Annotated in this window: 22 protein-coding genes; 16 read left to right on the top strand and 6 right to left on the bottom strand. The window is 60.8% G+C overall.

The features are described from left to right. Window positions 1-278 precede the first annotated feature (278 nt). The 14 genes from gbcA to DYL59_RS09630 all read left to right on the top strand — a co-directional run bounded on the left by gbcA (window position 279) and on the right by DYL59_RS09630 (window position 13,511). The gene (gene gbcA, locus DYL59_RS09695; RefSeq protein WP_135288990.1) at window positions 279-1,574 is read left to right on the top strand and encodes a glycine-betaine demethylase subunit GbcA; all 1,296 of its coding nucleotides are present in this window, start codon (window positions 279-281) and stop codon (window positions 1,572-1,574) included. Window positions 1,575-2,410: 836 nt separating this feature from the next. Then, window positions 2,411-2,905 (top strand): prepilin-type N-terminal cleavage/methylation domain-containing protein, encoded by a 495-nt coding sequence (locus DYL59_RS09690; protein ID WP_135289105.1) that lies wholly within the window; start codon window positions 2,411-2,413, stop codon window positions 2,903-2,905. Next, window positions 2,880-3,260, top strand: a complete 381-nt coding sequence (locus DYL59_RS09685) for a type II secretion system protein (RefSeq protein ID WP_135288989.1) — start codon at window positions 2,880-2,882, stop codon at window positions 3,258-3,260. Before DYL59_RS09690 ends, DYL59_RS09685 begins: the two co-directional genes overlap by 26 nt. Continuing rightward, complete coding sequence (locus tag DYL59_RS09680) at window positions 3,247-3,762, top strand: type II secretion system protein (RefSeq protein ID WP_193557543.1); 516 nt, start codon at window positions 3,247-3,249, stop codon at window positions 3,760-3,762. Before DYL59_RS09685 ends, DYL59_RS09680 begins: the two co-directional genes overlap by 14 nt. A gap of 64 nt (window positions 3,763-3,826) precedes the next feature. Further along, the gene (locus DYL59_RS09675) at window positions 3,827-5,353 is read left to right on the top strand and encodes a lytic polysaccharide monooxygenase (RefSeq protein ID WP_135288988.1); all 1,527 of its coding nucleotides are present in this window, start codon (window positions 3,827-3,829) and stop codon (window positions 5,351-5,353) included. 208 nt (window positions 5,354-5,561) lie between these two features. Beyond that, window positions 5,562-5,993 (top strand): type II secretion system major pseudopilin GspG, encoded by a 432-nt coding sequence (gene gspG / locus DYL59_RS09670; RefSeq protein ID WP_135288987.1) that lies wholly within the window; start codon window positions 5,562-5,564, stop codon window positions 5,991-5,993. Window position 5,994: 1 nt separating this feature from the next. After that, window positions 5,995-6,459: a transglycosylase SLT domain-containing protein gene (locus tag DYL59_RS09665; RefSeq protein ID WP_135288986.1), complete on the top strand. Its 465-nt coding sequence runs from the start codon at window positions 5,995-5,997 to the stop codon at window positions 6,457-6,459. Then, complete coding sequence (locus DYL59_RS09660) at window positions 6,456-7,640, top strand: type II secretion system F family protein (protein ID WP_135288985.1); 1,185 nt, start codon at window positions 6,456-6,458, stop codon at window positions 7,638-7,640. Before DYL59_RS09665 ends, DYL59_RS09660 begins: the two co-directional genes overlap by 4 nt. A 4-nt stretch (window positions 7,641-7,644) precedes the next feature. Further along, a complete protein-coding gene (locus tag DYL59_RS09655) occupies window positions 7,645-9,282 on the top strand; it encodes a GspE/PulE family protein (RefSeq protein ID WP_135288984.1) in 1,638 nt (545 codons plus the stop codon). Then, on the top strand, window positions 9,263-9,988 hold the full coding sequence (locus DYL59_RS09650; RefSeq protein WP_238340653.1) for a hypothetical protein: 726 nt from the start codon (window positions 9,263-9,265) through the stop codon (window positions 9,986-9,988). The genes DYL59_RS09655 and DYL59_RS09650 overlap by 20 nt, the downstream gene beginning before the upstream one ends. Next, window positions 9,985-10,527, top strand: a complete 543-nt coding sequence (locus DYL59_RS09645) for a hypothetical protein (RefSeq protein WP_135288983.1) — start codon at window positions 9,985-9,987, stop codon at window positions 10,525-10,527. Before DYL59_RS09650 ends, DYL59_RS09645 begins: the two co-directional genes overlap by 4 nt. Before the next feature lie 6 nt (window positions 10,528-10,533). Continuing rightward, window positions 10,534-11,070, top strand: coding sequence for a hypothetical protein (locus DYL59_RS09640; RefSeq protein WP_135288982.1), 537 nt, complete (start codon window positions 10,534-10,536; stop codon window positions 11,068-11,070). Further along, a complete protein-coding gene (locus DYL59_RS09635) occupies window positions 11,067-11,552 on the top strand; it encodes a hypothetical protein (RefSeq protein ID WP_135288981.1) in 486 nt (161 codons plus the stop codon). The genes DYL59_RS09640 and DYL59_RS09635 overlap by 4 nt, the downstream gene beginning before the upstream one ends. Window positions 11,553-11,570: 18 nt before the next feature. Then, window positions 11,571-13,511, top strand: coding sequence for a secretin N-terminal domain-containing protein (locus DYL59_RS09630; RefSeq protein WP_135288980.1), 1,941 nt, complete (start codon window positions 11,571-11,573; stop codon window positions 13,509-13,511). A 120-nt stretch (window positions 13,512-13,631) separates the two neighbouring features. Here the strand turns inward: DYL59_RS09630 and etfB are convergent, their stop codons facing one another. The 6 genes from etfB to DYL59_RS09600 form a co-directional block, all read right to left on the bottom strand. After that, complete coding sequence (etfB, locus tag DYL59_RS09625) at window positions 13,632-14,402, bottom strand: electron transfer flavoprotein subunit beta (protein WP_135288979.1); 771 nt, start codon at window positions 14,400-14,402, stop codon at window positions 13,632-13,634. A 10-nt stretch (window positions 14,403-14,412) separates the two neighbouring features. Then, window positions 14,413-15,633 (bottom strand): electron transfer flavoprotein subunit alpha, encoded by a 1,221-nt coding sequence (gene etfA / locus DYL59_RS09620; RefSeq protein ID WP_135288978.1) that lies wholly within the window; start codon window positions 15,631-15,633, stop codon window positions 14,413-14,415. After that, complete coding sequence (gene dgcB / locus DYL59_RS09615; RefSeq protein WP_135288977.1) at window positions 15,633-17,576, bottom strand: dimethylglycine demethylation protein DgcB; 1,944 nt, start codon at window positions 17,574-17,576, stop codon at window positions 15,633-15,635. The genes etfA and dgcB overlap by 1 nt, the downstream gene beginning before the upstream one ends. A gap of 173 nt (window positions 17,577-17,749) precedes the next feature. Beyond that, window positions 17,750-19,810 (bottom strand): dimethylglycine demethylation protein DgcA, encoded by a 2,061-nt coding sequence (gene dgcA / locus DYL59_RS09610; protein ID WP_135288976.1) that lies wholly within the window; start codon window positions 19,808-19,810, stop codon window positions 17,750-17,752. Between the two features lie 15 nt (window positions 19,811-19,825). Beyond that, window positions 19,826-20,356: a DUF5943 domain-containing protein gene (locus tag DYL59_RS09605; protein ID WP_135288975.1), complete on the bottom strand. Its 531-nt coding sequence runs from the start codon at window positions 20,354-20,356 to the stop codon at window positions 19,826-19,828. 55 nt (window positions 20,357-20,411) lie between these two features. Then, on the bottom strand, window positions 20,412-21,389 hold the full coding sequence (locus DYL59_RS09600; protein ID WP_015373138.1) for a dipeptidase: 978 nt from the start codon (window positions 21,387-21,389) through the stop codon (window positions 20,412-20,414). A gap of 219 nt (window positions 21,390-21,608) precedes the next feature. Here DYL59_RS09600 and DYL59_RS09595 point away from each other — a divergent pair, with 219 nt between their 5' ends. Together DYL59_RS09595 and DYL59_RS09590 are read left to right on the top strand one after the other, a co-directional pair. Beyond that, window positions 21,609-22,010: a lysozyme inhibitor LprI family protein gene (locus DYL59_RS09595; RefSeq protein ID WP_135288974.1), complete on the top strand. Its 402-nt coding sequence runs from the start codon at window positions 21,609-21,611 to the stop codon at window positions 22,008-22,010. 40 nt (window positions 22,011-22,050) lie between these two features. Beyond that, a complete protein-coding gene (locus DYL59_RS09590) occupies window positions 22,051-22,467 on the top strand; it encodes a DUF3010 family protein (RefSeq protein ID WP_135288973.1) in 417 nt (138 codons plus the stop codon). Window positions 22,468-22,554: the final 87 nt, after the last annotated feature.

Raw genomic sequence — 22,554 nt, 5'->3', positions numbered from 1 at the left:
TAAGGTTCGGCCAATCGCCGGCCCCACACTCGCTCCCAACAACGACGCTTTCTTTACGCCTTGCTGCACCTGTGGCTGGAGTGGCGGGTTTGGTCGGAGCAGGAGCGGATGCACGGAGGACTGAGCCAAGGCGCCGCGACGAGTCATAGCTTGCTATGGGGAGGAGCGGCAACGCAGGATCAGACCTTCGTGCGCCGCACCTGCCCGCCCAAACCCGCCACTCCAGCCACCTTAGCCACTTATCTCGGCCACACAGAATGGCCATGAGGACACACACGATGGACGTCACCGCAACCTTAAGCTTGGGCGATCCGCTGGAACCCGCACGCAAGGCCACCGCGCACATGCTGCAAGAGCGTGAACGCACGTTCTCGCTGCCACAGCCGTTCTACTCTGATGAGCGCCTGTTTGATATCGACATGCAGGAGATCTTCCAGAAAGAGTGGTTGATCGCCGGCATGACCTGCGAGATCCCCACCAAGGGCAACTACCTGACCCTGCAAGTGGGCAAGAACCCGATCATCGTGATCCGTGGCGCCGAAGGCGTGGTACATGCGTTCCACAACGTGTGCCGCCACCGTGGCTCGCGCCTGTGCACCAGCGACAAGGGCAAGGTCGCCAAACTGGTCTGCCATTACCACCAGTGGACCTACGAACTCGACGGCCGCCTGCTGTTCGCCGGCACCGAGATGGGCGCTGACTTCGACATGAAGCAGTACGGCCTCAAACCCGTGAACGTGAAGACCGCCGGTGGCTACATCTTCATCAGCCTGGCCGAGAACCCGCCGGCCATCGATGACTTCCTGTCGACGCTGAACCACTACATGGAACCCTACGACATGGAGAACACCAAGGTGGCGATTACCACCACCTTGGTCGAGAAAGCCAACTGGAAACTGGTGCTGGAAAACAACCGCGAGTGCTATCACTGCAACGCGTCGCACCCGGAGCTGTTGAAAACCCTGCTGGAATGGGACGACGTCACCGACCCGCGCGCCGACCAGGCGTTCAAGGACCACGTCGCGGCCTCGGCTGCGGCCTGGGACGCGGAGAAGATCCCCTACGCCCACGCCAGCTTCGGCCTGCGTAACCGTATCGTGCGCATGCCGCTGCTCAAGGGCACTGTGTCGATGACCCTGGACGGCAAGCAGGGTTGCCAAAAATTGATGGGCCGCATCAAAAACCCAGACCTGGGCTCGATGCGCATCCTGCACCTGCCCCACTCGTGGAACCACTGCATGGGCGACCACATCATCGTGTTCACCGTGTGGCCGATCAGTGCCCAGGAAACCGTCGTCACCACCAAGTGGATCGTGCACAAGGACGCCGTAGAAGGCGTGGACTACGACGTTGAGCGCATGCGCCAAGTGTGGGACGCCACCAACGACCAGGACCGTCGCCTCGCTGAAGAGAATCAGCGCGGCATCAACTCCAGCGCCTACCAGCCTGGCCCGTACTCCAAGACCTATGAGTTCGGCGTAGTGAACTTCGTGGACTGGTACAGCGAGCGCATGCTGAGCAACCTGGGGGCAGCGCCGGCGCCGTACCTCAAGGGCGTGGCCGTACACGAATAAAAATGTGGGAGCAGGCTTGCTCGCGAATGCGGTGGAACAGTTAAAGATGTATTGACTGACACACTGAATTCGCGAGCAAGCCCGCTCCCACATTTGGATCTGCACAATGTTCAAAATTTAACCAGACCGCCTACAACCCCCTAACCACCTACCCTCCAGCCTTTACCCAACAACTTATCCACAAACTCACCCACAGCAATTGTGGGCAACTGCGTTGTTTCGGCCAAAATAACTCAAGAAAATCCGTGACTTATTCAACTTAACGGTTTTCATCCACTACTGATCAATTTTTAACCATAACTCTACAAGCCATTTAATCCGTGGCCTGTAGCGGTACGCAAACACCTTATCCACAGAATCGCCAACAGAGATTGGGTGTAACTTGCGCAGCGCTGTGGAAAACCCCACCAGAACGTCATACACCGGGGCTTTGCAGGTTTTCATTCTCATCGGGAGCGCATTTGGTCGATTTTTGATCAAAAGCCTGAAAACCTCTCCCCATACGGCCTACAGACGATAGCGAACATCTTATCCACAGAAGCGCCAACAGACTTTGGGGGCAACTTCCGTTCGCGCAATGTGCTTATCCACACGAAAACCTTCGTAAAAACCGCAACTTAGCCTGGTCATTTTTCGTACACCAGCCTGTAACCCTTTATTCACGGGGCCCTCAGGCAGCCACAAACACCTTATCCACAGCTACGCTCACAGCCATTGTGGGTAAAAGCACCGACTGTACAAAAAACATCCAGCATCTACACTCTCCCTTGCAGTTCATTTCACAAGCCTTGGTTAATGCGGAAGTCCTTGGCGGGACAACAGGAGACACCACGGTGATTTGGCAGGATAAAACCAGCCATCACTGCGCCACAGGTTTTACGCTGATTGAGTTGCTACTGACGCTGGCCCTGCTGGCCACACTCGCGACAGTGGCTTATCCGCTGACGGCATTGATGGGTAAACGCGACCGGGAACTGGACTTGCAACGTTCGTTGCGTGAGATCCGGCGTGCCATCGATTTGTATAAAGAAGCCAGCGACGACGGCCGTATTGAAAAGAGCGTGACCGACTCCGGTTATCCGCCCTCCTTGCACGTATTGGTGGCAGGGGTCACCGATAAAACCAATCTGCAAGGCAACAAACTCTATTTCCTGCGCCGCATTCCCCGCGACCCCCTGTGCGAGTGCCCCGAACTTGCACCTGAACAGACCTGGCAACTGCGCAGTTACAAAAGCACCGCCGACAACCCACAAGAGGGAGAAGATGTATTTGACGTTTCATCCCGCAGCACCGGGGAGAGTTTGAATGGAACGTTATACAGCCAGTGGTGATCGGGCATTTACCCTGATCGAACTGCTGGTGGTCATGGCCATTATCGCGACGCTCATGACCCTGGTTACGCCCCAGTATTTCCGCCAGCACGCCAAGGCCCAGGAAACCGTGCTGCGCCATAACCTGTCCTCCATCCGTCAGGCGCTGGACCAATACCGCGAAGACCACGGCGGCAACCCCGAGTCCCTGCAAGCGCTGGTAGACCGGCGCTACCTGCGGGAAATCCCCCTCGACCCGGTAACCGGCAAACGCGACACCTGGCAACTGCAACCCTCGGACGAGCAAGGCCTGGGCGACGTACGCAGCGGCGCCCCCGGCAACGCGAATGACGGGAGTGCCTATGCCGACTGGTAAACAACGCCAGCAGGGCTCGGTGTTCATGGGCATGTTGGTCACGGTGGCCGTGGTGGCCGTGATGTTGATGGAGGTGGGCACGCTGTGGTCCAGCGTGTTGCAGCGCGAGCGTGAGCTGGAGTTGCTGGCGCGGGGCAATGAGATTCGCCGGGCGATTGGGCTGTATTACCGGGAGGGTAATACCTTCCCCAAGACACTCGAAGACCTGGTGCTCGACCGCCGCAAACCGACCATCAAGCGCTACCTGCGCCGCGCCTATGACGACCCGCTGACCGGCACCGCCGAATGGGGCGTAGTTGCAGGGCCGGGCGAAACCATCATGGGCGTATTCAGTACTGCCAAGGGCACGCCGTTCAAACAGGGAAACTTCATAGCCGCCAATCAAAGTTTTACAGGGCAAAGTAGTTATCAAGGGTGGGTGTTTCTGTATGGCTCTGTGCAGAGTAATCCTCTAACCCGCACCGCTCCCGTGGGAGATCAGGCGACCAATAATGGCAATTAAATAATCACACTGATCGTTCCAGCAGTTCGGAACTTGTTTATCTGAATTGAAGGTGGACTAGAGCATGAATAACTTACAGCTGTATGTGAAAAACGTAATCACGTGGGTGTTAGCAGCGTTGCTCCTAACACCTGTTTTGGGATGGACGCATGGGGCATTGGACTTCCCGCAAACCCGAGCTGTGAATTGCCAAGTGACAGGTGGCTATTGGAACCCTCCGATCGTTGATAAAGGTTGCCGAGAGTCAGCCAAGATATTTAACACCAACGCGGAAAAAGTATATGCCGCACAACAATGGAATGAGGTCGCCAAAATTCCCTTGATTAACAATCCAACGCTGGCACAGATTCAAGCAATCATAAATGATGGCCAGATCTGCTCCGCCAACGATCCCCAAAAGGCCAGCTTGGACCTCGCAATACCGGACTGGACAAAAACGCCTGTTACCGCTGGTCAACCTCTGACTATGCGCCTCATCGGTACAGCCCCCCACGTGCCCAGTACGTTCTACGCATTCACAACCAGACCGGGTTTCAACTCCGCCACGGATACGTTGAAATGGAGCGATCTGGTGCCCCTGGGGGGACCGGAAGCACTGACCGTCGCCAATACAGTCTACCCCCCCAATAACCCTCCTAAAATCCGGGGAGCCTGGGGCTACTTTGAAATCACACGCCCCTTGCCGAATGGCCTTTCGGGCAATGGTCTGATCGTCACCATCTGGATCAGGAGCGACCCCGATGGAGAGTTCTTTATCGGTTGCTCTGATGTGACGTTTCAAGGCGCGGGGACGCCCGATCCGCTCACGCCCATCGGTCAATTCATCGGCACAGAGATGCAGGCACTTAAACCGGGCGACACGGTGCACTACAGAATCTTCGACGCCGGCGGTGCCAGAGACGAGGTTGTCGATGTCACTCAATTAATCACCCCGAGCAACTTGGGCCCAGGTCAGTGGGGCAAAGAACTTGCCGCGAAGGTGGATCCTTCATTCGCGCAAATAGGCGAGCAGAACCCAGATGGAACAGTAACGTTCAATTCAGTAGATGCGTTGCTGAATATTGTTTATGCCAAAAACCCGAGTTACACCGATGCTATGTCGATTATTGCAGGAGGCCAGAATCCAATTGACCAGACGCCCCCCACAGCTCATATCACGGGGCCAACATCTCTGAAATCAGGAGAGGCCTTTACCTTCAGCGGTGCTGGATCAACCGCGAAAAATGGAACGCCGTTGTTTCAATGGTCGATCCCAGGACTTGAAGGTTCACAAAGCGGAACCACTGCGAGCGGTACTGCTCTCCCGGTCACCACGCCGAGCCAATTCAAGGCCCGTCTCAATGTGCGTGATCCGAAGAACGGCAAAACCGACCAGGCAGAGTTCGGTTTCACCGTGACGCCCGGCGGCGGCGGAACCCACCCTGACTATAAAGAAGGCACCGCTTATAAAGACGGCGATATCGTGACCAACAACGGCAAAAACTATAAGTGCAAGCCCCATCCTTTCACCGCGTGGTGCGGCGGGGCAGCGTGGGCGTATGCCCCCGGTACAGGCACTGCATGGCAACAGGCCTGGGACTTGGTGCCCTGAGGCAACAAAGTACAGACGCATATTCGGTTAATGGATAAGCGTTAACGCTAAACGTTATAGGGCGCCTCGCGGCGCCTTATATCGAGCAACGCTACAGTTGAACATGTACAGGTTCTAACGCAGTTCTACCGGCGGTGCCCGTCTAACCAGCGGGCCGGGAGAGTTATACACAACCGCCTTACCTTGGCACTCCCAACAGGGTATCTCCATGCGCGCACGTACACTTATCCACAGCAGTCCAGGCGGCTTCACATTGCTGGAGTTGCTGGTCGTCCTGCTGATCATCGCCCTCCTCGCCGGCTACGTCGGCCCGAAGATGTTCGATCGCCTGGAACTGGCCAAAGTCCAAACCGCCCAAGGCCAGATGAAATCCCTGGCAGACGCCTTGAACCAGTACCGCCTGGACACTGGCAATTACCCCGACGAAGCCCTCGGCCTGAACGCGCTGACCACCCGCCCCGCCAACGCCAATAACTGGCAAGGCCCCTATTTGAAAACGTTGCCACCCGACCCATGGGGCAATCCCTATCTGTTCAAGAACCCCGGTTCCCCGCCCAACGATGCAGAAATCATCTCGTTGGGCCGCGACGGCAAGGCCGGAGGTGTTAACACCTACGCCGACATCGTGTACGGCCTATGACATGCGCACCCTGCGGATTGCCCTAACCCTGCTGTGCCTCACAGGCACCGCCCAGGCCAATTGCTGGCAACTGGCAGCCAGCCGCTACCACGTCGATCCGCTGTTGCTGTACGCCATCGCCAAGGTCGAGTCCGGCCTTAACCCGCGTGCGCGCAATATCAACGGCGACGGCAGCCAGGACATCGGCCTGATGCAGATCAACAGCCGCCACTTGCCCGCACTCGCAAAGTTCGGCATCACCGAACAGCACCTGATCACCCAGCCCTGCACCAGCGTGATGGTCGGCGCGTGGATACTGGCAGGATTCATTCAAGAAAAGGGCTACGGCTGGCAGGCTGTCGGCGCCTATAACGCAGGCGCCAAACCAGAACGTGAAGCGCGCCGTGCCCGCTATGCACTGGCGGTATGGCGCTACTACGGCGAACTGGTGCAACAGCGACAGCAACTGGCGAGGCAAACGCCATGATCGACATCGACGCGCGCATCATCCGCGATGGCCATTTGCAGACCCTGCGCCTGCAGGCCGTCGACGTAGCCCAGGCACGCCAGCGGCTGCAAGCTGACGGCGCCCAGGTCATCTCGCTCAAGGCCCGCCGCCAATTCACCTTACCCAGTCGCCGCGCCAAATTCGCCCTCGGCCTGTTTATCCAGGAACTGGTGGTGTTGCTCGATGCTGGCCTGGTGTTGGTGGAGGCGGTGGAAACCCTGCGAGACAAGGCGCCGCCGGGGATCAACCGACAAGTCATGAGCGATTTGCTGGCCTCAATGTTTGAGGGCAATTCACTGTCCAGGGCGATGCTGCTCAAACCCCAGACCTTTCCTTCGCTGCTGATCGCCACGGTGGCGTCTTCTGAGCACAGCGGCCAGCTGGCAGTGGCCTTGCGACGTTATCACCACTTCGAAGCGCATCTGGAAACGGTAAAAAAACGCGTCAGCGGCGCGTTGATGTACCCGCTGGTGGTGCTCAGCGTGGGGGCGTTGATTCTGCTGTTCCTGCTGTTCTTCGTGATCCCGCGCTTTGCCTCGGTGTTCGATGCCGTGGCCGACCTGCCCGCTACCGCCCGCTTCATGGTGTGGTGGGGGGCGCTGGTAGACACCCGTGGCACCGAGTTGCTGGTCGGCCTGGTGTTGGCGATTGTCGCCCTGGTGTTGCTGTTTCGCAGCGCAGCGTTCAAACGCCGCGCCGCCAACCTTTTCTGGAAGATCCCCAGCCTGGGCGCCCAACGCACGCTGTTTATCCTGGCGCGGTTTTATCGTACCGCCGGCATGTTGTTGATGGGCGGCATGCCGGTGGTCAGCGCCGTGGAGTTGTCCGGCGCGTTGCTGCCGCCAGAGCGCCAAGGCGACCTGCGCCACGCCATGACCGATATCCAGGCCGGCCAGCCGCTGTCCACCTCCCTGGCCCGCCACCAACTGACCACTGCCGTCGCCGAACGCCTGTTGCGGGTGGGCGAGCAAAGCGGCGAACTGGCGTCGATGTGCGAGCGCATTGCGCAGTTTCACGATGAAGCGCTGGAGCGTGCCATCGAGTTGTTCAGCAAAGTCTTCGAACCGCTGTTGATGCTGGTGGTGGGCGGCTTGATCGGCCTGATTGTGTTCATGCTGTACATGCCGATTTTTGAACTGGCCGGTTCCATACAGGGGTAGCGCCATGAGCGAACTGACACGGCAATGGCAGGCACTGGCGCAGCAACGTGGACTGCCCTTGGCCAACTACCTGCTGGAAGTGCTGAACAAGGCGCCGGACCAGCTGACCACCATCGCCGCCCCCCTGGGTTTGCTCGCCATTGAGCCCGGTCACCTGGCCGAGCATTGGCGTTTTGACTTGCTGTCACTACCCCAGGCGCTGGTGCACAACGTGCTGCCGCTGAACTACCAGGGCAATCCCTGCCTGGTGCTGGGGGAGCCGTTTACCCTCACCAACCGCTACTGGATTCAGTCCACCCCCGGCCTGCGCACTCTGCCGTTGGCCATGAGCCTGCCGGGCGCGGTCATGGCCCAGTTGAAACTGGCCGAAGCCAGCCAGCGGGTGATGCAGCCCTTCGGCGAAGACGACGAAAACGCCCGCGCGGGCCTCACCGCCCAGGAAATTTCCCTGAGCAGCATCGCCCGTGACGACAACCCGGTGGTGCGGCTGGTCAATTCCATGCTGTTCGACGCTCTGCAAAGCCGCGCCAGTGATATCCATGTAGAAACCACGCCCGTGGGCCTGGTGATCAAATACCGCATCGACGGCGTGTTGCAGCAGATGGGCCAGGCCAGCGGGCTGGATCAGGCCGAGCAGACGCTGTCGCGGATCAAGGTACTGTCGGAGCTGGACATCGGCGAGCGCCGCGTACCCCAGGACGGGCGTTTCAAGATGAAGATCCAGGGTCGAGAGGTGGATTTTCGTGTGTCGATCATGCCCAGCATTCACGGTGAAGACGCAGTGCTGCGCATCCTCGACAAGTCACAGCGGGGCGACTCCCTGAGCCTGGAAACCCTCGGGCTGGCCGCCGACACCATCGCCCGCATCCGCGTACTGGCCAGCGAACCCTACGGCATGCTGCTGGTCACCGGGCCCACCGGCAGCGGCAAGTCCACCACCCTGTATGCGGCCTTGTCAGAGACCAACACCGGTCAAGAAAAAATCATCACCATCGAAGACCCGGTGGAATACGAACTGCCCGGTGTGCTGCAAATTCCGGTCAACGACAAGAAGGGCCTGACCTTCGCCCGTGGCCTGCGCTCGATCCTGCGCCATGACCCAGACAAGATCCTGGTGGGGGAAATCCGCGACAATGAAACCGCAGCCATTGCGGTACAGGCGGCACTGACCGGGCATATGGTGTTGTCGTCGGTGCACGCCAACAGCGCGTTCAGCGTGCTGGAGCGGTTTACCTACATGGGCGTGGACCCGGCCAGTTTTGTCGAAGCCCTTAACGGCGTGGTCGCACAGCGCCTGGTACGGCGTATCTGCCCGGACTGCGGCATGGACGCCAAGCCCGACCCGCAAATCGTCCGGCTCGCCCAACTGCCCGCCGCCCAGATCAAGAACGGCCACTACCGCGTCGGCAAAGGCTGCGAGGCCTGCCGTCACACAGGGTATCGCGGCCGATTGGCCTTGGCGGAAGTGCTTACGGTCACCGACAGCATCAAAGAAGGCCTGCTCAACCGTAGCTCAGCGGCCACCCTGCGGGAACTGGCACGCAAGGCCGGGCACGTGTTTATCCGCGATATCGCCTTGGCCCATGCGGCCCAAGGCGACACCACACTCAAGGAGATCCACCGTGTCATTTCCCTATATTGAGCATGTGGTGTGGCTGCACAGCGCCGGCGCCACCTGGGCTGCGCGCCAGCGTTGGCGAGGTGCGGCGGTGCGGCACGCGCAGCAGGCCGGCGAGCCCTTGGGCGCCTGCGCCGAACTGCTCGAACAGGTGCCGCGCGGCCGTGTGGGGTTTCTTGACCGGGCCACCGTGCTGCTGGGTTTTCCCCATGTGCACTACCTGATGTTGCCGTGGCAAGCCGGCCTGAACAGCGCAGCCGAGTGGCAAGGTTTTGCCCAGGCATCCTTCCACCAGCAGGCGGGCCTGGATGTGGAGCAGTGGCAAGTGCAGATCGCCAACAGCACCTTCGGCCACGAACGCCTGGCGGTGGCCGTATCACAGGCGTTGCTGCAAGACCTGCGCGAGCTGTTCAAACTGCACCGGCTGCCTCTGGTCACCTGCACGCCGTTGCTGACAGCCGTGGCCCAGCAGTACTGGCGCAAATTACCCGACGACTGCGTGCTGGCCGTGCCCGAAGCCGAAGGCCTCAGTTGCCTCTACCGGCAACACGGCGCGCCCCATCAAGTGTGCGTGCTGCCCACCCAACCCGGCAGCGACTTGAGTGACAACCTGTTCACCGCCGACCTGCTGGCGCAACAGCACGCCCCCACCACGCTGATCGTTGCCAACCGCCCCACCGAACACTGGCTGGGGCCATTGCACCCTTGGCTGGAGGAGAAGCCCGCATGACGCTCACCTGGCCGCACCCGCGCGCGCCGCGTGCCCCTGGTGTGGATTTGCAACACCCCAGCGCTACCCACCGGCCACTGATCACGGTGTTGTGGGCAGCCGCTCTGGTGCTGCTGTTTATCACTTGGCAGCACTGGCAACGCATGGAAGAACAGCAGCAGCAAACCGATGCCCTGGAGCAGCACTTCATTCAGCTCACGCGCCGGCAGGAGCAGTTGATTCAAGCGGCCATTCGCCTGTCCCCCCGGCAAAAACAGCAGCTGGCAGTATTCGCGCAACAATCGACCACGCCCTTTGCGCTGATGGACGCCGTGGCCCAGGCATGGTCCAAAGACATCGCATTGACCCGGGTGGAGGTCAACACCCAGGCCCAACTGTTGCACCTGGATCTGGAGGCCAAGGCGCTGGGCGAGGCATTTCGTTTTATCGAACGGCTCAAGGCCCAACCTGGGGTGCAGGTGACCCTGCAACAAAGCACCCGCAAGGCCAATGACCCGCAGCACCCCGTGCAGGTCAAACTTGCCGTAGGTGCGGGGTAACCACCCGTGGACGCCCTTGATCACTACTTGCCGCGACTGCGTTGGCACCTGATGCAAGTGCAGCAAAGCCTGGGGTTCTGGGGGCTGCTGGCGCTGGCAGTGATGGCGGCGGCGTTGGTGATTGAATTCACGGTGATTCACCCAGCAGGTGTCGCTGATCACCAGCGGCGCCACGAATTGCAGGCCGGTATCGCCGAACAACCCCAGCAGGTGCAGGTCACAGAGCCCGCCGTGGTGGAAAAGATGCCCAGCGCCGACGACTTCACCCCTCGCCTGGAGCGGCTGTTGGCCACTATCACACGGCACGGTTTTATCATCGAGCAGACCACACTGGCTTACTCCACACCGGCCGACACCGGCCTACAGCGCCTGGACGTGGAGATACCCCTCATGGGCCCTTACATTCTGCTGCGCCAAGCCTTGGCCGAAATGGCACAGGAACCGGCGGTGCGCATTGAAAGCGTGACCCTGGAGCGCAAAGAAATCATCAGCGGCCTGTTGAATATCAGCATCAAAGTCAGCGTATTGGGGGTGATGGAATGAAACTGCCCCTGTACCTACGCGTGCTGTTGCTGCTGACCCTGCTCGGCTGCGGTTGGTTGTTCTGGCACGACACGCCGGACAGCCCCGCGAACGAGCCCACGGCGGTGGCCGTCAAACCCGTCGAGCCCGCGCCGGTACCAGCGCCCGAGCCTGCACCCGTCGCCGTGATCGACCTGTTCCCCGCCCAAACCTGGACCCCACCGCCGCCGCCAACCCCGGTGGATAACTCGCCGCCCAAGCCGCCACCGCTACCCTTCACCGTCAGCGCGCAATGGCGCTACGAGAACCAATCGAAAATCGTCGTGCTGCGCGGCAACAACACCCAATACACCCTGTGCAACCGCTGCTCGGTGCCGGGGCGCATCGTGCCGGGCAAGATGCTCGACGCCCACTACCGGCTGGACAAACTCACCGATACCGCCGTGGTGCTGACCTACATGCCCCTCAAGCATGTCAGCACCTTGCGCCTGGACACTCACTGACCGGGGAAGGACAAGATCATGACCCTACGCACGCGAATGTCCTTGAACCTCACGCTGGCGCTGCTCAGCGCCTGCCAGACCCAGGACGCGATCAAGCAAAGTGATGAGCTGCGCCAGAAAGGCGACATTGTGCGCTCAGTCGAAGTGCTACAGGCCGAAGCCAAGAAAGACCCCGACGATGCCCAGCTACGCACCGCCAATTTCAGCCAACTGGAGTTGCTGGTGGCCCAATACAGTCGCGAGGCCAGCGCCGCACTCATGCGTGGCGACGACGCGGCGGCCATCCGCGCCCTGGAAACCATCCTCAAATACGACCCCAGCAACCTCGGTGCACGCCAGCAAATCCAGAGCATCCAGGCCATGAAACAGCTGCGCCCGCAACTGGCGCGGGCTTACGAGATGAAGCGCGACAACCCGGTGGAGGCCCTTAATCTGGTGCGCCAGATCATCGCGCAAAAACCCAACTACCGAGAGGCCCTGGATTTTCGCAACGCCCTGACCCGCGAGCTGGTGAGCGCCGATTACCTGAGTGCCGACTTGTCCGACGCCATGCGCAAACCCCTGAGCCTGGAATTCAGCTCACAGAGCTTGAGCACTATCTTCGAAACCATCGCACGCCTGTCGGGGGTCAACTTTGTCATCGACAAAGACGTCAACCCCACTGCCGCCGCCAGCATGACCGCCAGCCGCACCACCGCCGAAGACGCGCTGAACTTGCTGCTGACTACCCAGGGCCTGGACAAGAAGATCCTCAACCGCAACACCCTCCTGATCTACCCCCGCCGCCCCGACAAAGAACGCGAATACCGCGAGCTGGCGGTGCGCACCTTCTACCTCAGCCATGGCGATGCCAAGATCGTCGCCGCCGAGATCAAGCAAGTACTCAAGCCCAAGGAAGTGCTGGTGGACGAACGCCTTAATGCGGTGATCGTGCGGGACGGGCTCGACACCCTGAGCGCCGTGGAAAAAATGGTCGAGGCCATTGATATCGCGCAGTCGGAAGTGACCATTGATATCGAGGTGCTGGAAGTCAGCCTGGCGGACGAGTTGAACCTGGGCATCAAGTATCCGGAGAGCATCGGCCTCTCGGTAGGCAACCTGGCCAACGTACCCGCCGGGCTGGCAGGCACCCCACTGAGTGCATTGCGCGGCATCAACGGCGACAACATCCTGCTGGACTCGGGCAGCACCTCGGCGCGCATCAACATGCTGCAACGCAGCGGCAATACCGTAACCCTGGCCAACCCACGGGTACGGGTGCGCAACCGTGAGGAAGCGTCGGTCAATATCGGCGACAAAATCCCGGTGGTCACCACCACCACGGCCAACCAGATCACCACGTCGTCGGTGTCTTACCAGGACGTGGGGCTGCAAATTACCGTCAATCCGATTATCAGCGTGACCGATGAAGTGAACCTGAATGTGAAAGTGGAAATGAGCCATATCACCAAGCGCATTCCCGGCTCGGAAAATGTACCGGCCACCTTTGAACTGGGTTCACGCTCGACCAAAACCCTGTTGACCGCACGCAACAACGAAACCCAGGTGGTCTCAGGGCTGATCCGTACCGCCGACATCGACGAAGGCTCGGGCCTGCCGTGGCTGAGCCAGATCCCGTGGATCGGCAAAAAGCTGTTCGGCACCAACCAGAACACCCAGCAGAAAACCGAAATTATCCTGCTGCTCACGCCCAGGATCGAACGCAACCTGGACTTGCCGATCTCCCAGATCAGCACCTTCCACAGCGGCACCGAGGCGCGCAGTTCAACAGAAGGCATGATTTTGCGCGACACCACCGAAAAAATGATCCTCAAGCCCACCGGCGGTGGCGCAACGCAACAGATACCGCCGCCGATGCAACAGCCAGATAGCAACTGGGCTCCCCTGCCACCACCGATACCGGACTTGGTGCCCAAACCTGCGCCAGTACCGACACCTCAGGCACCCCAGACGCAATGAAGATCCAATGTGGGAGGGGGCTTGCTCCCGATTGCAGTGTGTCAGCCAGCCCATCTGGTACTGAGACACCGCCATCGGGAACAAGCCCCCTCCCACATTTGGCCCTGCGGTATTTGAGAGTTAGCGAACCACACCCTCTTCTACCAACAACTTGAGAATCGCCTGGGCGCCCTCCTCCGGGCTCACGCCCTTGAGCACCTGCCCACCGCCACCGCTGGCCTTGGCCGTGGCAGCCTTCATCCGATCCGCACCGCTCTTGGCCTTGATCACCTTGAGCCGCTTGGGCCGGGGCTTGGCCGGTTGCAGTACGGCGCCGGTGAACAACTCATCGTCTTCAACCTCAACCTCATGGGCCGCCAACTCGCCGCGCTGGGCCGGGCCGTAAGCGCTCTGGCGTGGCTTGGGCGCGGCGTTGTCCACCGTGGCCAAAAACGGCAAGCGCACCTTCAACCGCCGCCGCTGGCCACGGGGCAAGGCTTGCAGCACATGGGCCACGCCGCCGTCGAGGGACTCTACCTGCGCCAGCCCCACAATCAGCGGCCAGCCCAATTGCTCGGCGAGCAAATACGGCAGCATGCCCGAGCCTTCGCCGGTCTCCGCCTGGCTGCCGGTGAGCACCACCTGGGCACCTGCATCGCGCAGATAGTCACTGAGCACTGGCAAGGCATCACTGCCCGCCGGTTGTTCCAGCACATGCAGTTGGGGCAACCCCATGCCCAAATAGCTACGCAGGGTCGGCTCGCCGATATTCCCTGCGTGCAGCACCTGCAACTTATCCCCAGCCAGCTGCAAACCCAACTCTACCGCTCGCGCATCCTGCTCGGCGCGGCGCGGGCGCCCGGAGGTGGGATGGGCGCCGATGGACACCAGGCTGATGACATTCGTGGTCATGGTCATATCCTCAGGCCGCATCGCGCTTGGCGCCGTTGCGGTAAGTGTCAACGGCAGCGATCAAGGCCTGCAGAATCGCAGCGCTTTCGCCGATCACCGACAGGTCGGCACGCTTGATCATGTCGCAAGTCGGGTCGAGGTTGATCGCCACCACCTTGTCGCAGGCACCAATGCCTTGCAGGTGCTGGATTGCCCCGGAAATCCCCACCGCCACGTACACACGCGCTGTCACCCAAGTGCCGCTGGCGCCGACTTGGCGATCACGCCCCATAAAGCCATCGTCCACCGCCACCCGTGAGGCGCCTTCGGTGGCGCCCAACGCAGCGGCGGTCTGGTGGAACAAGGCCCAGTCCTTCACGCCGTTGCCGCCGGAGAAAATAAACTCCGCCTCGGCCATGGGAATGGCACCCGGATCCACCGCCACCGCACCGAGGTCTTCGATACGCGGCAGGCTGCGCGCCAGGGTTGTGGATAACTCCATGGGCAGCACTTCGTGACGGGTTTCGCTGACTGGCTCGGCACATTCGACGGCGGCCAGAATCAGGCGTGGCAACGGGCGAGCCAAGTCTTCCTGGCCCGCACCGGCACGGCCGATACACTCGCCACCCTTGATCTGCCACACCCGCGTGGCCGGCCGCTCTTTAAGGGCAGCGGCGAAACGCCGACCCAACTCGCCACCACCGCTGCGGCTGTCCGGCAGCAACCAGTGACGCGGGTTGAACTGGTTATCCACAGCCCGCAGGCCCTGCACGCGTTGCTCCGGTGAATAACCGTCGAACTCGTGGCCGTCCAGCACCAGCAAACGGTCTACGCCCGCCGTGGCAAACGCGCTCTCCTTGTGTTCACCAAACACCACCGCCAGCACCGCGCCGTCGCTGCCGGCCAACTGGCGCGCCAGGCCGAGCAAATCGCGGTCGTGGCTGCTCAGGCGGCCGCCGACCATGTCCGGCACCACGTTGATGTAGAAGGCAGGTGTTGGCACCTGGTGCAGCGGCAATTGCACTTGCACCGCCGCCGTGCGCTTGGCCGCGCCGCCCTGCTGGGCGCCGCTGCGGTCGATGCGCTTGATGCCGTTGGGGCCGATAAAGCCCACGCCATGCAGGTTCTTGCGGATGACGCCGTTGGGGCCCATCCAGCTGTGCTGCGCCGGTTGCATCGCCGCATGCAGCGGGTGCAGACGGTTACGTGCGATCCATTCGGCCCGTGGGTCGCGGCGGATAATGTCGCTCATCAGTGCACCTCCGCAGGTTCACGTTTGTTAGGGGCCTTGGCGGGCGCAGCGTCTTCGAGCAACGCGTCGGCCACCAGCTCAGCGATGTCCTTGATCAATGGGCGCGGCTCAACCACACCTTCAAGCATCGCCGTGCACTGCGGGCAACCCACTGCCACCAGTTCGGCACCGGTTTCGCGGATGTCGTCCATGCGCATATCGGGGATGCGTTGCTTGCCGGGAATGTCGGTGATCGGCGCCCCGCCGCCACCGCCGCAGCAGCGAGAACGGAAACCCGAGCGTTGCATCTCCTTGACCTCGATGCCCAGCGCGCGCAGCACCTGGCGCGGCGCCTCGTATTCGCCGTTGTAGCGGCCCAGGTAGCAAGGGTCGTGGTAGGTCACGCTGTTGCCCTTGTGCTGCCCCAGGTTCAGCGCGCCGTCGCCGATCAACTCGGCCATGAAGGTGCTGTGGTGCTGCACCAGGTAGTTGCCGTTGAAGGCGCCGTATTCGTTTTTCAGCACATGGAAGCTGTGGGGGTCGCAGGTGACGATGCGCTTGAAGCTGTACTTGGCCAAGGTCTGGATATTGCGCGTGGCCAACAGTTGGAAGGTGGCTTCGTCACCCAGGCGACGGGCCACGTCACCGCTGTCGCGTTCTTCCAGGCCGAGCACGGCGAAGTCCACCTTGGCGGCCTTGAGCACTTTGACGAAGGCCCGCAAGGTGCGTTGGTTGCGCATGTCGAAGGCACCGTCGCCGACCCAGAACAACACATCGCAGCTGCCCTTTTCGCTGAGTAATGGCAGGTTCAAATCCGCCGCCCAGTTCAAGCGCCCGCCCGGTGCAAAACCGCCGGGGTTGTCGGTGGCGATCAGGTTTTCCAGGACCTCGGCGCCCTTGTTCGGGGTGGCGCCTTTTTCCAGGGTGAGGTGGCGGCGCATGTCGACGATGGCGTCTACGTGCTCGATCATCATCGGGCACTCTTCCACACAGGCGCGGCAGGTGGTGCACGACCACAGGGTCTCGGCGTCCACCAGGCCATTGACGATCGGTTGATGCGGGTTGCCGCTGTGTTCGCCGATGGCTTTGCCCGGATACGGGCTGCCGGCGAACTTGGCATCGGTGCCACCGGCCAGGCCGACGACCATGTCCTGAATCAGCTTTTTCGGGTTCAGCGGTTGGCCGGCGGCGAACGCCGGGCACGCCGCTTCGCACTTGCCGCACTGCACGCAGGCGTCGAAGCCGAGCAGTTGGTTCCAGGTGAAGTCCTTGGGTTTCTCGACGCCCAGTGGCGCACTTTTATCGGTAAGGTCCAAGGGTTTCAAACCGGTGGAACGGCCACCGCCAAAGCGTTCGGCACGGCGGTGCCAGGCCAGGTGCAGGGCACCGGCGAAGGCGTGCTTCATTGGGCCGCCCCAGGTCATGCCGAAGAACATCTCGCTCACGCCCCACAGCACACCCACACTCAGTAGCGCAGCGAGCAGCCAGCCGCCAAAGTCCGCCGGCAGAATCCCGGCCACCGGCAAGGTCACCAGGAAGAAACTCACCGAGAACGCCATCAGGCTTTTCGGCAGGCGCATCCACGGGCCTTTCGACAGGCGTGACGGCGGGTTGCGACGGCGCAGGTAGACGAAGGTGGCACCGACAAACATCAGCACCGAGGCCAGCAGCAAGGCGTAGCCGAGGATGCGGCTTTGCAGACCGAAGCCGTGGACCAGGATGGCGAGCAATGCCGACAGCACAAAGCCCAGCGCCGTGGCCACGTGGGTATTGGCGATGTATTTGTCGCGAGCGACCACATGGTGCAGGTCGACCATGTAGCGCTTGGGCATGGCCAGCAGGCCACCCAGCAGGTCGACTTTGGACGCACGGCCACGGCGCCACATGTTTACCCGGCGCAGGGCGCCGAGGACGGCAAGGCCCAGGGCGGCAAACAATAAAATGGGAAGCAGGGTGTTCAACATGGTGAAGCTCCCAAAGACCACAGAGGTCTACTGTGAAACTGGCCCTAAATGTGGGAGCGGGCTTGCTCGCGAATGCGGTGTGTCAGCTGACGCATCCGGTGGCTGATTCACCGCATTCGCGAGCAAGCCCGCTCCCACATTTTTGACCGAGTACACATTGGTTCAAGGCAGGGTCAGAAATCCTTGCACAGGCGCAGGGCGTCATAGATCGCAGCGTGGGTATTACGCTGCGCCACGCAGTCGCCGATGCGGAACAGCAAGTAGCCATCCCCCGCCTCGCTCAGGCACGGCTGCGGCTTGATCGCGAACAGGGCTTCAACGTCGATCTGGCCCTTGTTGCGCGAACCTTCCTTGAGCCCGTAGTAGATGGCTTCGTCAGGACGCACGCCGTTCTCGACCACCACCTGGTCCACCACCCGCTCCTCTTTGGCGCCGGTGTATTCGTTCTCCAGCACCGCCACCAGCTTGTCGCCTTCGCGGTAGACCTTTTCCAGCATCATGTCGCCGGTCATGATCACTTCTTTCGGGTACATGCTGCGGTAGTAGGTCGGGAACGACGTACCGCCGATGGCCACGCCGGGCTTGATGTCGTCGGTGACGATCTCCACCTGGCTGCCCTTGTCCGCCAGGAAGTCCGCCACCGACATGCCGGTGAATTCGCAGATGGTGTCGTAGACCAGCACGTTCTTGCCCGGCGCGACTTTGCCGTCGAGCACGTCCCAACTGCTCACCACCAGGCCTTCAGCGGCGCCCCAATGTTCGTTCTGCTCGATGAACGGATGCCCGCCCACCGCCAGCACCACCACGTCCGGACGCAGGTCCAGGATGGTGTCGGCATCGGCCGCCACGCCCAGGCGCAGGTCGACTTTCAAACGCGCCAGCTCCAGCTGGAACCAGCGGGTGATACCGGCGATCTGGTCCCGCTGCGGGGCTTTCGACGCCGTGGTGATCTGCCCGCCGATAAATTCTTTCTTCTCGAACAGGGTCACGTCATGGCCACGTTCGGCGGCCACCCGTGCCGCTTCCATCCCGGCAGGGCCGGCACCCACCACCACGACTTTGCGTTTTGGCCCGGTGGATTTTTCGATGATGTGCGGCACGCCCATGTATTCACGGGAGGTAGCGGCGTTCTGGATGCACAGCACGTCCAGCCCTTGGTACTGGCGGTCGATGCAGTAGTTGGCGCCCACGCACTGTTTGATCTGGTCGATCTGGCCCATCTTGATCTTGGCGATCAGGTGCGGGTCGGCAATGTGCGCACGGGTCATGCCGACCATGTCCACATAGCCGCCTTCCAGAATGCGCGTGGCCTGGTTCGGGTCCTTGATGTTCTGCGCATGCAGCACCGGAACCTTGACCACTTCCTTGATACCCGCCGCCAGGTGCAGGAACGGCTCCGGCGGGTAGCTCATGTTGGGGATCACGTTGGCCAGGGTGTTGTGGGTGTCACAACCCGAACCCACCACGCCGATGAAATCCAGCATGCCGGTGTCGTCGTAATACTTGGCGATTTGCTTCATGTCCTCGTGGGACAAGCCGTCCGGGTGGAACTCGTCACCGCACAGGCGCATGCCCACGCAAAAGTCGTCACCGACCTCGGCGCGCACGGCTTTCAATACTTCCAGGCCGAACTTCATGCGGCCTTCAAAGGTGCCGCCCCATTCGTCGGTACGCTTGTTGACCCTCGGGCTCCAGAACTGGTCGATCATGTGCTGGTGCACGGCAGACAATTCCACACCGTCCAGGCCACCGGCCTTGGCACGGCGCGCAGCCTGGGCGTAGTTGCCGATCACGCGCCAGATTTCTTCCGGCTCGATGGTTTTGCAGGTGGCACGGTGCACCGGCTCGCGCACGCCGGACGGCGACATCAGCGTCGGCCAGTTAAAGCCGTCCCAACGCGAGCGACGGCCCATGTGGGTAATCTGGATCATGATCTTGGCGCCATGCTTGTGCATGGCGTCGGCCAGGTTCTGGAAGTGCGGGATGATGCGGTCGGTGGACAGGTTCACCGAGCTCCACCACTCCTGCGGGCTGTCGATGGCCACCACCGAGGAGCCACCGCAGATTGCCAGGCCGATACCGCCCTTGGCTTTCTCTTCGTAATACTGAACGTAGCGCTCGGTGGTCATGCCGCCGTCGGTGGCATACACCTCGGCGTGGGCGGTGCTGAGCACGCGGTTGCGGATGGTCAGTTTGCCGATTTGGATCGGCGCAAACATTGCTTCGAAAGCCATGGCACGGTCCTCGGCTTACAACGGCTTGACGGTGAACAAGCCGTCGTCGTGGCCCTCTTCGGAGCCTCCGTAGACTTGTTCGGCGACGGTGCGAATCTTGCTGCCACGCGCTTGCAGAATCTGGTCCATGGCGCCGGCAAACCAGCCGGTGAACATGTAGTCCACTTTGCGCCCGACCTTGCCGTACACGTACACGAATGCCGAGTGTTCGAGCTTCACACTGCAGGTGCCTTTGTCGAGGTCGATGTCCTGGATCTTGAACAGGCCCCAGCCGCGTTGCGACAGGCGCTTCATGTAGTGTTCGAACACCGCGACGCCTTCCAGGCCGTGGCATTCGGCTTCTTTTTCACACCAGTGCCAGGCGGACTTGTAGCCAGCTTTGTAGAGGATTTCGGCGTAGGCATCGGCGCCCAGCACTTCTTCGATACCGATGTGGTTGTTGACGAAGAAATGACGCGGCACGTACAGCATCGGCAGGGCGTCGGAGGTCCATACGCCGGTTTCGCTGTCGACTTCGATAGGTAATTGCGGGGCGACCTTGGCCATGGAAACTTAACTCCAGAAAATTTGTTGTAGGTGTGTTGCGCAGTGATGCGCTGGCTTATTCGCCCCAGACGTCCTTGAGGACGTTGACCCAGTTCTCGCCCATGATCTTGCGCACCACGCGTTCGCTGTGGCCGCGCTTGAGCAGGGTTTCGGTGAGGTTGGGGAACTCGCCCACGGTGCGGATGCCCAGTGGGTTGATGATCTTGCCGAAGCTGGTCAGGCGGCGAGCGTAGCCCTTGTCATGGGTCAGCATTTCGAAGAAATCCTGGCCATGGCCCTGGGTAAAGTCGGTGCCGATGCCGATGGCGTCTTCGCCAACGATGTTCATGGTGTATTCGATGGCTTCGGCGTAGTCGTCGATGGTCGAGTCGATACCCTTGGCCAGGAACGGCGCGAACATGGTCACGCCGACAAAGCCGCCGTGGTCGGCAATGAACTTGAGTTCTTCGTCAGACTTGTTGCGCGGGTGCTCTTTAAGCCCGGACGGCAGGCAGTGGGAGTAGCACACCGGCTTTTTCGATTCGAGGATGACTTCTTCGGAGGTTTTGGAGCCCACGTGGGACAGGTCGCACATGATGCCCACGCGGTTCATCTCGCCGACGATCTCGCGACCGAAACCCGACAGGCCACCGTCGCGCTCGTAGCAACCGGTGCCCACCAGGTTCTGGGTGTTGTAGCACATCTGCACCACGCCCACGCCGAGCTGCTTGAAGATCTCGACGTAGCCCAGTTGGTCTTCGAAGGCATGGGCATTCTGGAAGCCGAAGATGATGCCGGTCTTGCCTTGTTCCTTGGCTTTGCGGATGTCGGCGGTGGTTTTGACCGGAATCACCAGGTCGCTGTTTTCACGGATCAGGGTCTGGCTGGCCACGATGTTATTGATGGTGGCCTGGAACCCTTCCCACACCGACACGGTGCAGTTGGCGGCGGTGAGGCCACCTTTGCGCATGTCCTCGAACAGGTCGCGGTTCCACTTGGCAATAATCAGCCCGTCGATAACGATGCTGTCGGCGTGCAATTCGGCTGGGCTCATCAGGCGTCCCCTTATTGGCGATTCATGCGCCGAATCGTCTGCCGGCGCTTTGGGGCCAGCATATGCCCAGGGACAACCCGAGCCGGGTGCAAAAACGACAGGGGAATTGCCGAAAGCGTCAATCCGCGACAAAGGCGCTCAAGACAGCTCTGACGGGCGGCTGTTCTTTGTCCTACTCTTGAGCCAGAATTCCCGCATCACCTGATATGAGACGGCGCAATGAAATCGATTTTCCTGGCTTTGGCACTCATCGCAACCACCGCCCATGCGGCCGAAGACACCGACAGCACGCCTTGCGATGGCATCGAAAACGACAAGCAAACCCTGGAATGCGCCTCTTACAACAAAACCACGGCTGAGCAACTGCTCAAAGACAACTACCAAGGCTTGCTGGAGCGCATGGCCTCCACCTATGGCAGCGACAAGACCAAGCTGGCGGACATTACCGCTCGTCTGAAGGATGCCCAGCAGAAGTGGGAAAAATTGCGGGACGCCGATTGCGCCGTGGACACCTTCCCGGCGGTGAACGGCACCAAGGCGTATGCGATTGCGGTGAATGATTGTTTGGCACGGATGAGTGATGAGCGGTCGGAGTTTTTGGAGTCGATTGGGCAGGAATAAGCGACAATCCCGGCACTTTCTCTCTGAATCAAGGCCACTCATGACTATCTGCGGCATCGAAATCAAAGGCAGCGAAGCCATCATCGCCCTCGCCTCCCTGGACAACCAGGCACCGACCCATGTCGCCCTGGCCACCAAGAAAATCGCCCTCGAAGACGACGATGAAGCGGCCAACGTCAAAGCCTTCGCCGCGCAGGTGAAGGCGTTTGTACAGGCCAATGGCATTGAGCGTATCGCCATCAAGAAGCGCAGCAAGAAGGGTGAGTTCGCCGGTGGGCCGACCACGTTCAAGATTGAGGGGGTGTTTCAGCTGCTTGAGGGTGTGGAGGTGACGCTACTGTCACCGCAGACCATTAATGCGCAGAACAAAAAGCACAACTTTGAACTGCCGGCGACGTTGAACAAGTATCAGCATGAAGCCTACAAAGCGGCGTGTTCGGCCCTGCTGAAGAAATAAGCCACACCAGAGATCCAGTGTGGGAGCGGGCTTGCTCGCGAATGCGGTGTGTCAGTCAGTACATCTAAAACTGACACACCGCTTTCG

It is taken from the genome of Pseudomonas kairouanensis (assembly GCF_004682055.1).
In the GTDB taxonomy this organism is placed as follows: domain Bacteria; phylum Pseudomonadota; class Gammaproteobacteria; order Pseudomonadales; family Pseudomonadaceae; genus Aquipseudomonas; species Aquipseudomonas kairouanensis.
Note: the sequence above shows the minus strand (reverse complement) of the source record. Positions and strands in the feature narration are given on the sequence as shown.

Excerpts from the sequence above, each read along its gene's own strand:
- etfA (WP_135288978.1), bottom strand. The coding sequence starts at position 15,633 with ATGAGCGACATTATCCGCCGCGACCCACGGGCCGAATGGATCGCACGT.
- DYL59_RS09590 (WP_135288973.1), top strand. The coding sequence starts at position 22,051 with ATGACTATCTGCGGCATCGAAATCAAAGGCAGCGAAGCCATCATCGCC.
- DYL59_RS09605 (WP_135288975.1), bottom strand. The coding sequence starts at position 20,356 with ATGGCCAAGGTCGCCCCGCAATTACCTATCGAAGTCGACAGCGAAACC.
- gspG (WP_135288987.1), top strand. The coding sequence starts at position 5,562 with ATGCGCGCACGTACACTTATCCACAGCAGTCCAGGCGGCTTCACATTG.
- DYL59_RS09655 (WP_135288984.1), top strand. The coding sequence starts at position 7,645 with ATGAGCGAACTGACACGGCAATGGCAGGCACTGGCGCAGCAACGTGGA.
- DYL59_RS09665 (WP_135288986.1), top strand. The coding sequence starts at position 5,995 with ATGCGCACCCTGCGGATTGCCCTAACCCTGCTGTGCCTCACAGGCACC.
- dgcA (WP_135288976.1), bottom strand. The coding sequence starts at position 19,810 with ATGGCTTTCGAAGCAATGTTTGCGCCGATCCAAATCGGCAAACTGACC.
- DYL59_RS09660 (WP_135288985.1), top strand. The coding sequence starts at position 6,456 with ATGATCGACATCGACGCGCGCATCATCCGCGATGGCCATTTGCAGACC.
- gbcA (WP_135288990.1), top strand. The coding sequence starts at position 279 with ATGGACGTCACCGCAACCTTAAGCTTGGGCGATCCGCTGGAACCCGCA.
- DYL59_RS09645 (WP_135288983.1), top strand. The coding sequence starts at position 9,985 with ATGACGCTCACCTGGCCGCACCCGCGCGCGCCGCGTGCCCCTGGTGTG.
- DYL59_RS09680 (WP_193557543.1), top strand. The coding sequence starts at position 3,247 with ATGCCGACTGGTAAACAACGCCAGCAGGGCTCGGTGTTCATGGGCATG.
- DYL59_RS09635 (WP_135288981.1), top strand. The coding sequence starts at position 11,067 with ATGAAACTGCCCCTGTACCTACGCGTGCTGTTGCTGCTGACCCTGCTC.
- DYL59_RS09685 (WP_135288989.1), top strand. The coding sequence starts at position 2,880 with ATGGAACGTTATACAGCCAGTGGTGATCGGGCATTTACCCTGATCGAA.
- etfB (WP_135288979.1), bottom strand. The coding sequence starts at position 14,402 with ATGACCACGAATGTCATCAGCCTGGTGTCCATCGGCGCCCATCCCACC.
- dgcB (WP_135288977.1), bottom strand. The coding sequence starts at position 17,576 with ATGTTGAACACCCTGCTTCCCATTTTATTGTTTGCCGCCCTGGGCCTT.
- DYL59_RS09630 (WP_135288980.1), top strand. The coding sequence starts at position 11,571 with ATGACCCTACGCACGCGAATGTCCTTGAACCTCACGCTGGCGCTGCTC.
- DYL59_RS09600 (WP_015373138.1), bottom strand. The coding sequence starts at position 21,389 with ATGAGCCCAGCCGAATTGCACGCCGACAGCATCGTTATCGACGGGCTG.
- DYL59_RS09595 (WP_135288974.1), top strand. The coding sequence starts at position 21,609 with ATGAAATCGATTTTCCTGGCTTTGGCACTCATCGCAACCACCGCCCAT.
- DYL59_RS09675 (WP_135288988.1), top strand. The coding sequence starts at position 3,827 with ATGAATAACTTACAGCTGTATGTGAAAAACGTAATCACGTGGGTGTTA.